6 protein-coding genes are annotated in these 7,338 nt (G+C 61.8%); 3 read left to right on the top strand and 3 right to left on the bottom strand.

Annotated features, from left to right (window positions below):
* Together SH809_13720 and SH809_13715 are read left to right on the top strand one after the other, a co-directional pair.
* Positions 1-291 (top strand): pyridoxal-phosphate dependent enzyme (locus SH809_13720; GenBank protein MDZ4700762.1); only part of this gene is annotated, 291 nt, incomplete at its 5' end.
* 152 nt (positions 292-443) lie between these two features.
* Positions 444-839: a VOC family protein gene (locus SH809_13715; GenBank protein ID MDZ4700761.1), complete on the top strand. Its 396-nt coding sequence runs from the start codon at positions 444-446 to the stop codon at positions 837-839.
* Positions 840-861: 22 nt separating this feature from the next.
* Here the strand turns inward: SH809_13715 and SH809_13710 are convergent, their stop codons facing one another.
* Positions 862-2,757: a methyl-accepting chemotaxis protein gene (locus tag SH809_13710; GenBank protein ID MDZ4700760.1), complete on the bottom strand. Its 1,896-nt coding sequence runs from the start codon at positions 2,755-2,757 to the stop codon at positions 862-864.
* Between the two features lie 412 nt (positions 2,758-3,169).
* Between SH809_13710 and SH809_13705 the strand changes: the two genes are divergently transcribed.
* Entirely contained in the window at positions 3,170-3,976 is an 807-nt protein-coding gene (locus SH809_13705; protein ID MDZ4700759.1) for a hypothetical protein, read from the top strand.
* Positions 3,977-3,994: 18 nt separating this feature from the next.
* Here SH809_13705 and SH809_13700 read toward each other — a convergent pair whose 3' ends face one another.
* Both SH809_13700 and SH809_13695 read right to left on the bottom strand, forming a co-directional pair.
* The gene (locus SH809_13700) at positions 3,995-4,882 is read right to left on the bottom strand and encodes a DUF4249 family protein (protein ID MDZ4700758.1); all 888 of its coding nucleotides are present in this window, start codon (positions 4,880-4,882) and stop codon (positions 3,995-3,997) included.
* 1 nt (position 4,883) lies between these two features.
* Positions 4,884-7,193 (bottom strand): TonB-dependent receptor, encoded by a 2,310-nt coding sequence (locus SH809_13695; protein MDZ4700757.1) that lies wholly within the window; start codon positions 7,191-7,193, stop codon positions 4,884-4,886.
* Between the last annotated feature and the right edge of the window lie 145 nt (positions 7,194-7,338).

Raw genomic sequence — 7,338 nt, 5'->3', positions numbered from 1 at the left:
GACCGGATCGAGACCATAGCAGACGGCATCGGCGTGCGGACGCCGATTCAGGAGGCGGTGGAGGATATGCAGGGTTGGGTCGACGACGCCATCCTGGTTCAGGAAGAATCGATTATCCAGGCTATGCGCCTCGTTCACCGCCACGCCGGCCTCGTGGCCGAGCCCTCGGCGGTCGTCGGGATCGCGGCCTTGATCGAACATCAGCTGGCGTTCGCCCATGCTCGCGTGGCGACCGTACTCTGCGGCGGCAACCTCACGGACGAGCAGGTGGCTCGATGGTTGTGCGGTTGACGTGGCGCGCCCGGGTCATTTAAGGGCCTGAATGTGACGATTCCGCACCTGAACGCCCCGCTTCGAAACCTATCCTCCTGGAAGGATTACGAGGACGACTAATTCATGATAACGGATCTGGATGCCGCCCGCGGCAAGAACACGAAGAACAGATGGGAATTCGAGTGGGGCGCCTGACGGTGCTCGTCCATGACTATGACGACGCGTTGCGGTTTTACGTCGATAAACTCGGGCTGGAAGTGATTGCCGATCAATCGGCCCCGCCTTATCGATTTTTGCACGTCGGGAGCAAGGATGCCGGCCTGGGCCTGTGGCTCTGGATGGCGGACGACGAGAATCGCTACCTCGTCGGCCGGCAGTCCCTGGGGCATCCGTTGCTCGTTTTTTATACGCCCGATTGCGCGGCGGACTACCAGATGCTGAGCGAGCGGGGCGTGGTGTTCAAGCGCGAGCCGGCAGAGACCGGCGAACACGTTGTCGCCCACTTCCTCGACCTGTACGGCAACGAGATGGTGCTGGTCCAGATCAAGGCAAAACAGACGGCATAGCCGCGCTTCCAGGTCAGGCCGTTTACGCGCGCGCGAAGGTCTGGTGGTCGTGCCCGAGTTTGAAGTATGCGACGAGCGAGCGGAGTTCCTCCGTGAGTGTTTTCAGGTCCTCGGTGCTCTGGGCGATCTGGGTGATGCCGGCCGATGCGTTGCTGGTGGCCCGCGAGATCATATCCACGTTCGAGGCGATCTGTTCGCTGGTGGTCGATTGTTCTTCGGAAGCTGCCGCGATCTGCGTCACCATTTCTACCGTGCGCGAGGTCCCGCCGACGATTTTGTCCAGGGCCACGCCGGCCTTGTCGGCCAACACCATCCCGCGCTCGACTTCTTCGTTCCCGAGCCGCATCGTGCCCACCGCGCGCAGGGTCTCCGACTGGATGGTGCGGATCATCTGCGCGATTTCCGTGGTGGCGCTTGTCGTCCGCTCCGCCAGGCGGCGCACCTCGTCCGCCACGACGGCAAAGCCTCGGCCCTGTTCGCCGGCGCGCGCCGCCTCGATGGCGGCATTGAGGGCGAGCATGTTGGTCTGGTTTGCGATCTGGTCGATCGTCTTCACGATTTCGCCGATCTTCTGGCTCGATGCGCCCAGGTGCTCCACCGTGCCGACGGAGTCCGCTACGATATGAGCGAGCCGGCGGATCATATCGACTGTCGCCTGCACCACCTCGCCACCCTCGCGGGCCTCTTTGCCGTTTCGCTCGGTCAGTTCTGCCGTATGGGAGGCATTCTGGGAGTTTTCGACGATAGTCTGCACCATTTCCTCGACCGCGAGGGCCACTTCGTGGGACTGTTCCGACTGGAGGCGGACGCCGGCGGCCAGGTCGCTCGTCGACGCCCGGATCTGCTCCACCGTGGTCGTTGTGTGGTCGATCGCCTTGTTGACGTGTTCGATCCGCTGACGCAGGTTTCCGACGGCCTGATTAAAGCCGTCGAACAGCTGGCCCACGGAGTCGTATTTCTCCGCGGTGAGATGCACGGTCAGGTCGCCCTGTGCAAACCGGTTCATCGCCTTCAACATAAGGTCGAAATGGTGGGCCAGATAGGCGCGCTGGTCGTCCGCCTTCAGGCGTTCCCGATCGGCGGCTTGTTTTTCGTCTTGCATGGATTGCCGCGCCTCTCGAATGCCCTCCACCATGTGGTTGATACCGCTTCCCAGGAATCCAGTCTCGTCCTTCGAATCCACCTGTACCTTCTGGTTCAAATCACCCTGCTGGACGGCCGCAACCACCTCATTGAGCCGTGTAATGGGGGCTACGATGAGCCGGCTGATGTTTCGTAAACTCACCCACGCCATAGCAAAGGAGGCTATCAGAAAGGCTAACATGCTCATCCACCCCGTAGTATAGGTCCGCTCTATCGAGGCGGCGCTCAGGTGCAGATCTACCCGAATAGCCTCCAGCGCCACATCGCTTTGGCGTATCACCTCCTCGTACACGGCGTCGAACTGCTCGTCGAGATTGCTGCCGGCGGCCGTTGTATCGTTTTTGAAGCCCTCATACCGCTCGCGACCCACCGCGATCAGCTCGGTGAGGTGCTCGTGCAACTCCTCCACCGAGGTGATCGCATAGACGTTTTCGATCGGTAGATACACCTGGCCGTCGACTTTCCCGCTCGCCAGCAGGGCGCTGGATAACACGCTGGCTTCCTGCCACAGGGCGAACACCTGATTGACGTCTTCTCCTTCGTCGCCAGACATGATCTCCTCAAACCAGAGATGGCCCTCGGTCGTCAGCTTCTGGATCTCCAGCAGGGCTGTCTGATGCGGCACTTCCTTCTGGATCGTCATGCGGGCGGCGTCCTGCACCAGGATCAGAACCCCGAAGGCCAGCAGATTACTCAGGCCGGCGATCGTGGCGAGCACCCCGAAGCCAACAAGAAGCTTACGACTAATCGACAGGTTGCGAAAAAACGTCGTCATGCGAGTCGGATAGGTTATGGCGAGCAATAAGAATGCAGGTCGAGACGCGCGCGACTAGAACGTTACGCTGAGACGCGTTCCGACGACGACCGCATCGCGGAGAAGGGTCGAACCGGGATGGTGGACGTACTGCACATGTGGTTGTAGCGCAATCCACGGTAGTATCGTCGCACTGTACGTCGCCTCAAGCGCCAGATCCGAGGGAGCAAGCGGCCGTCCGCAAGGGTCTCGAACGGCTTCGTGTACGCCCGTACCCGACCCCGATCTTTCGCTCCGCCCGAGATACCCTGGAAGTGTTCCTGTAGGTCAATTGGAGGACACCTCATTGCGCCGGCACCCTGATAGACAACCGGTTAATGATGTGCTATACTGGCCGTCCGCCATTCTGCCGATCTCATCTTTCCATCACATCATGCTGGCTTTTCCAGAGGACCATGCGGGTGCGCTCGATGCGCACTACAGCCGCATGTGTAATGAACTCGTCGGCCTCGTACGTAGCGCGCAGGCCGAACTCGAGGAAGCGCTCAAGCGGCGAGAGACCAGTTGGGAGTATGCCGCCGCTTTTTTTGCGTCCAGGGTGGCGTTTGAATCCCTGGTGCACGACTACGAGGCCTACAGCGCGCAGACCGTCTACCGGGCCGAGCCGTCTCGATGCGCCTCCCATATGGTCTGCCGGCTCGAGCCGTTGGGCATGGTCCCGCTGAGGGTGGACGAGCAGGTTCAGACGCTGACCGGCTACAGCCCCGATGCCGTTCAACGGGATGTCTGGCAGATCCTACATCCCGCCGGCCGGGAGGAGGCCCGCCTCGCGTTTGACGCACTCGGCGCGGCCATGCTGGATGGGCAGGTGGACCACACGGCGTTTCTCCTCAAGGTGCTTCACCGCGATGGTTTCACCGTCTGGGCGCGTGTCTCGGCTACCTATCTTACGCGGGTAGAGGCGCACCCACACGTCGTCGTGTTGACGCTCAGGAACGACTCGGAGAAACACTGGGTGACGTTGTTTCTGGAGGCGCTCGGCCGGACGCGCGAGCAGCTCTCCCTGCACGGTCATTCGCGGGGGGTGCTACGCGAGATCGATCGCTACCTCCGCCGCTTCGAAGCCGACGAGACGGAGCGGGCCGGCTTCAAGAAAAGTATCCCCGGATTCCTCGCCCAGACCTCCAGTCTGCTCGCCAGCCACGTGGCCAACCAGTTCTTCCCCCGCCTCCGCCGCTGACGACGGCCGTCGCGCCCGTCAGTGGCCCAGCAACGCGCTGTTCGCCTCGCTGAATGGCCAGTTCGCCTGCAACAACCCCACAGAACCAAAGAATCCGTAGCCATTTTCGACATTGCTGAGGGAAACGGGCAGCGCCAGCGTCTCGGGGTCGAAGACATCGTCCGGTGGCGTCCAGGCGGAATCCAGGATGCGGGTCCGGATGCCAATCGAACAGACGCGCCAGTTGCTGGTCCCCAGCCGTTGCTCAAGCGCGCGCACGTCGTCCGTCAGGTTGACGGTGAGCCGCCAGCCGGCCGTGGACGAGGCCCCCACGCGGCCATACGAAACCCTGGCCGGCGATCCCTGGAAACAGATCGCGTCCCCCAGCTGATACACGATCTCCACATCCCAGAGCGACCTCACCCCGGGCAACAGCACGTCCTGTCGCATCACGCCGTCCGTCACCAACGGCTCCTCGGCCACGGAAACGATACTCGTCGTAGCCGGCACCTGTGTTTCGGCGCGGGCCACGATGCCATCCGAGCGGCGGACCTCCAGGCGGTAGGTGTTGCCGGCGTTTACGAAGAAGCGGGTCTGGAACAGGTGCCCGTAGGTGCCGTCGGCCAGTTCCTCCAGAGTATACCCCCAGCGGACTTCCTGGCCGGTCTCTAGATCGATGCTAAACACCTCGGCGTCGATCCGGGCGTTGGAATCGTCCGGGTTCTCGATGACCTGAGAAGACCGGGTGATCGGGATGACGCGCACGGCGTGGAGGGTGCCAGGTTGGAAATTTTTCGACTCGTCCAGATACCCGTACAGCGTGAAGTATTTGCTGTCGTTGGCAAACGGGTCGATGAAGCTGTCCTCACAGGAGGAAAAAAACACGCCGGCGACTACAAACGGCACCCAGGAAAGCAATCGGGTCATATCAGCGCAATTCCACCTTGAACCCGATCGACGGCACCAGCGGAAGCTGATCCACGCGTTTGAACGTGAACAGGTCGAAATAAAACAAATTGGATCGATTAAACAGGTTCACGACGCCGGCGCGGAGCGTGGCGACGGTTCGCTTGCGTTCAATCCGCCGCTCCAACCATACATCGACACGTTGATACGCCGGCTGTTTGCCTTCGAACGGCTCGGCGTACGCGATCCGCTCCTGCCCGGGCTCCGTCGTCACGTCGACGTCCGGCGTCAATACGAGCCAGACGTCGAATCCACTCGACTGGGTAAACGGGAAGCCTGTCCCGTAAGCGAGTTGCACCGTGATACCCAGTTCGCCTTTTTGGGCGTGCAGCAAGGCGTTTAGTTGATGCCGGCGGTCGTGCCCGGGGGTGTAGGTGAACGTCGTGGTTTCGTACTCGACCTTCGAGACGGCGTAGCTAATGTAACCATCAAACAACGACTCGAACCAGAAGGGCCGGTCGCGCAGGTCGATCCGGGCGTCGATGCCCAGTGCCTGGCCATTCGCTTCCTGCAGCGCCGTCGTGAACGTAGGGAGGACGCTGAAAATGGGGACGTTCAGGTGCTGGAAGTCCTTATAAAACGCCTCGGCGGCAACGGTGACGCCGGCCTGGATACGGTATTTTGCGCCCAGGATCGTGTGCATGCTCGAGGGCACGTTGCCGTCTGCGGGCACCGGCACCCAGGCGGTGAACAGGTTGCCGATGTCGCGCTCGTCGGTCAGGCCGACAATCGCCTGATGGTAGATGCCCCACGCGGCGTTGATCTGCAGACCGTGCGCGGCATCGCCGGGTTGGACGCTCATCCGAAACCGGGGATCTACCCATACATCTCCCCGATCGGGCAGGCTGTAGAGCTGTATCCCCGGGGTGATGCGGAGCCGGCCGCCGGCCAACGGGGCGTCGTATTCCGCATAGCCCACCACCTCGTGCAGGTCGTTTTCGGCAACGTCGGGCGTCCCCTGGAATTGCCCGCCGAGGCGGTAGGAGAGGATCGATGCGCGCATCATGCCGCCGGCGCGCACTTCGCCACGACTCAAGAAATACGTGAGATCCAGCCGGCCTTCTATGCTTTCAATGCCGGCGGTGCGGTCGCGTTCTTCGCGCGGGCCGATCTCGTTCGACATGTCCGAATAACTCGCCGAGGCTTCGGCCAGGATCGGGAGGCCATCCGACAGATACGTGTACCGGCCGCCAAAGGCCGTGTTGTGCCAGGCCACCTCGGAGCTGTCGTCGGGCACGTTGCTATCCACTTCCCCGAGCGAGGTCTTCTTCGTCGCGCCCAGCTTGCCACGGTCGAACGTATTGAGCGCGGTGATCGAGAAGCTGTGGTTCGGGTTGATGAAGGCGTGGATCTTCCCGAACTGATCGCCGAAGTGGTAGGGGAGCGCCGTGCCCAGCACATTGGGCATGATCTGCTCGACGAGCGACTGCCGTACGGAGCCGAGGAACGATACACGATCCTTTACGAGCGGGCCCTCGATACGCGCGGTGCTCAGGAACGGGGCGATGGAGAGCGCGCCGGCGAGGTTTTGTTTGTTGCCGTTCCGTGCGCGGACATCCATCACCGACGAGATGCGCGTCCCATGCCGGGCCCCGAATCCTCCGGTGTAGACATCGGCCTGGTTGATAATCTCCTCGGGGAAGGCGGAATAAAAGCTGAGAACGTGGAACGGCATGTACACCGGCATGCCGTCCAGGTAGGCGATGTTCTGATCGAGCGCGCCGCCGCGCACAAAAAACTGCCCGCCCTGATCGCCCTGGACGGTCACGCCCGGCACGGTCTGGAGATAACTGGCGAGGTCGCCCGTGACGCCGGGCATGGGCACGCGTTCGATCTGCGCCGGCGCGATGGACTCCAGGCCGGCCGTCACGGTGCTTACGCCGGTTTCCACCTCGGCCTCGACCAGCAGTTCGCCCAGTTCGGCCTGGCGGGCCGCCAGCGCGATGGTTATCCGCCGCGCTTCGCCGGCGCCGAGCGTTAGCGCGGTTTCATGGGGTACAAACCCGATGAACGACACCTGAAACGCGTAGTCGCCCGCCGGAATCCGGTTGAGGATAAAATACCCGTCGCCGTCGGTGGCGACGCCGAAGAAGGCGCCGGCGTCATTTCGCAGCACCACCGTGGCACCCTGTAGGCTCTGCTCCGTCGCGGCATCGGTGACAAAACCGCGGACGACGGAGGGCTGAGCGATGGCCGTTGGAATAAAACAGGCCAGAATGAAAAGGGCAAAAGGCAAAAGGTAAAACGGGTTGTAGTGTTTAGGAATATGCATCTTCCCCACATCCATTATGCTTGATTTCCACTTTTTCCTTTTGCCTTATCACTTTTTACTTTATTACCATCACGCCTTGCATGATGCGCCAGTGCCCTGGAAAGGTGCACAGGTACGGATAATTGCCCGGGGTGGCGGGGGCGGT

Source organism: Rhodothermales bacterium, from assembly GCA_034439735.1.
In the GTDB taxonomy this organism is placed as follows: domain Bacteria; phylum Bacteroidota; class Rhodothermia; order Rhodothermales; family JAHQVL01; genus JAWKNW01.
This window is presented reverse-complemented; position numbering and strand designations above follow the sequence as displayed.